The organism is Polaromonas sp., from assembly GCF_041689105.1.
Lineage (GTDB): Bacteria > Pseudomonadota > Gammaproteobacteria > Burkholderiales > Burkholderiaceae_C > Polaromonas.
This window is the reverse complement of the sequence record NZ_JBDNGU010000228.1, coordinates 1-2,438: the sequence shown is the minus strand read 5'-3', so window position 1 is coordinate 2,438 and position 2,438 is coordinate 1. Positions and strand designations below refer to the sequence as shown.

The window sequence follows — 2,438 nt, the reverse complement described above, 5'->3', positions numbered from 1 at the left end:
CTGCAAAGACCTCGCCGTGGTGGTCGGCGTGAAACTTGTAAATCATCACCCGATCCAGACCCGAAAGCAGACGCACCTCCTCAGCCAGAGACTGGCAGAGCGTCTGGCCCGTTTCCAAGGTCTGCAGCCGGGCCACCGTTTTCTTGATGAGCGAGTAATAGTCGGGGCCATGTCGCGGTCGCGGCGCCACAAAGCCGGTTTCAACGCCCGGCTGGCTTAGACCGGTGGTCTCGAACTCCACCATCGCCGCGCCGTCGATGGTGTGCAGCGTCACATCCAGAGCGGCAAGCTGACCATTGGCTGGCAGCGTGAAGGCGTAAATCGGGTTGCGCTCGGTCGGCTCGGTCGCCAGAATGCTGCGCAGCCGGATTTCGCCCTCATTCTTGACGACGGCCGCGACGCTAAAGCCGAGCAGTTCGTGAGGCTCGTGGCCGAGGATGGCCTGGGTGTTTTCGCTTACCTGCAATACCGAAAGATCGGACAGGCGCAACACCAGCAGCGCCCCGTGGGCCTGGATGCAACCGGGTGTGCGCACCGGTTCGGCGTCGCAGTTGGTGATGCTAAAGCCGTGGCGCTTGATGCTGTAAGGCTGGGCGTCCCATGGCGCGGAACTGCCCACGTCTGGCGCGACGGCGGCGAGCGTTGCGGCCCGCCCGCTCTGCACATCTTCGGTCAAGTTTTCAGGCATGGCGCGTGGTCCCGTTGTCTAGCTGTTTTTGGAAATGTTTCACACCAGCCGCGCAGGCGGGCGAAGGTGGTAATCGCGTTGGTCACGATGCTGTTTTCGGCCTGGGTGTCTGTCGAGCCGCTGACGAGCAACTGCCGCATGCCTTGCCACATGCGCCCGGTGTCGTCGCCGTAGCCCTCAAAAAAACAGCCACCTGTCATTGGCGTGATGCCCAGCGTGGCACGGACATGCTGGGTAATCATGCGCCCGCCCAGCGTCGCGCCTTCCATCACATACAGGCAGCCCAGAACCTCGGCTTGGGTGCCCAACGGCGGTAAATCGCGACAAAGCAGCAGCCCGTCGGTCAGGACGCCGAAGTGGTGAAGGTCTTGCTGCAGATGGGCGGTTTTGTTCAGGCGGGCGGCAAGCGCTGAAGAGATGGCTTCTGAAAGAGGGGGCTTGTAAGCTCCGTGCGGTCTGTCGGCTATGTCGGGCGGCGATTTGCCATGGGATTGCAACGCCTTTTCCAGGGGTGCATAAAAGCCGTAGAACTGTTCGAGCCGCTGGCGGTAGCTTTGGTGCGTGAGCGAGCCACCCATCAAGTCAAGAACCTGCTCGACGGCGTCGTGCTCGCCTCGCGTCTCAAGCCGCAGCCGCGACAAAATCGAGGACGGCGCGACAGGCGGAAATGCTGCCTCATGCTGACTCTCAGGATCGGTGACTACCAATACGGCCATAGAAAGTCTCGCGCCATCTTAAGAATTAGACAGTTTTGACAGGGTGAAAGATACCACGTGTCGACCTGCGCGGATCGATTGAGATCATGTCCACCGTGACCGCAGGCAAAGGCATCATTGTGTGCTTGGCGGATACTTTGACTCTGCCCAAGGGCTGCTTCGCGGCGCTGGACCTGCTACGCCCGATCTACGAAAAGACCGCCGCCTACGGCCACTTCGGCCGCGACGAACCCGAATTCACGTGGGAGCGAACAGACAAAGCTGCTGCCCTTCGGGCGGCTACCGGGCTGTAAAAACGCCAGTTTTCCGTCCCCCGTCTGCTCCAGGAGCCTGTCGGACTTGGGAATCGTCGGCTGCAAATCGACCGCAGCGGTCCATTTTTCACCGTCTTTTTGTCCCATAGCTAGGCTATGGGTCTGCAAATCCGGCAAAAACTGTCCTCGCTGGGGCCGATTTTCGCTTTCGACGCCCCATGCCCGACAGGCTCCTAGGACTGAATGCCGGTTCGGCATCCCGACGAACTGGGCAGCTGGTGGAGCCCGTCACCACGCAGCATCTGCGCGACGGTGGCAAACAGGGCCAGGCAGCAAAAAGCCACCGCACGCGGTGGCTTTTTGCTGGAGCAGGCTCAACGTGTAAAAGGCGTGGGCTCGATGAATTTGCCGCCACTGCCCACATCGGACGGTTCGGCGTTCGGATCCGGCTTGGGTTGCGTTTTATTCGTACCCTCCTCACCAAAGGTCTTTTTTGAGGGCGTGTTTTTGCCCACGTGGTTTTCATTGTTGTCACTCTGGTTGCCCTGTCCGACGCTTGCTTTACCCATGGTGTTGTTCCTTGATTGACTTGAGGCGGCCATTAACTTGCAAAGCCGGGTTGGCTGAAGGGGTCTTCTTCGGGCGCTTGTTTATCGCCCGCCGCGCTGGCGTTGACCAAAAACGGCCACGTAGTTCGCACCGGCCCGCCGCGCGCAGTGACGGATACCTTGAGGTCACCAGCGGCTGGGTGACTGGAACGCACTCCCGGCTGGCTGCTTG

The 2,438-nt window shown here is 60.6% G+C and carries 2 protein-coding genes and 2 pseudogenes; 1 reads left to right on the top strand and 3 read right to left on the bottom strand.

Annotation, left to right across the window (positions count from 1 at the left end; all coding sequences use genetic code 11):
* Positions 1-688 (bottom strand): annotated as a pseudogene (locus ACESMT_RS21380) (hypothetical protein); the annotation flags it as partial.
* Complete coding sequence (locus ACESMT_RS21375) at positions 673-1,404, bottom strand: biliverdin-producing heme oxygenase (RefSeq protein ID WP_372828602.1); 732 nt, start codon at positions 1,402-1,404, stop codon at positions 673-675. The gene ACESMT_RS21375 and the pseudogene ACESMT_RS21380, both read right to left, overlap by 16 nt.
* Before the next feature lie 146 nt (positions 1,405-1,550).
* Here ACESMT_RS21375 and ACESMT_RS21370 point away from each other — a divergent pair.
* Positions 1,551-1,697 (top strand): annotated as a pseudogene (locus ACESMT_RS21370) (methionine adenosyltransferase domain-containing protein); the annotation flags it as partial.
* 335 nt (positions 1,698-2,032) lie between these two features.
* Here the strand turns inward: ACESMT_RS21370 and ACESMT_RS21365 are convergent.
* Positions 2,033-2,227, bottom strand: coding sequence for a hypothetical protein (locus ACESMT_RS21365; RefSeq protein ID WP_372828601.1), 195 nt, complete (start codon positions 2,225-2,227; stop codon positions 2,033-2,035).
* Positions 2,228-2,438: the final 211 nt, after the last annotated feature.

Bases quoted from the DNA above. Each gene is read 5' to 3' on its own strand.
- ACESMT_RS21375 (WP_372828602.1), bottom strand. From the start codon at position 1,404: ATGGCCGTATTGGTAGTCACCGATCCTGAGAGTCAGCATGAGGCAGCA.
- ACESMT_RS21365 (WP_372828601.1), bottom strand. From the start codon at position 2,227: ATGGGTAAAGCAAGCGTCGGACAGGGCAACCAGAGTGACAACAATGAA.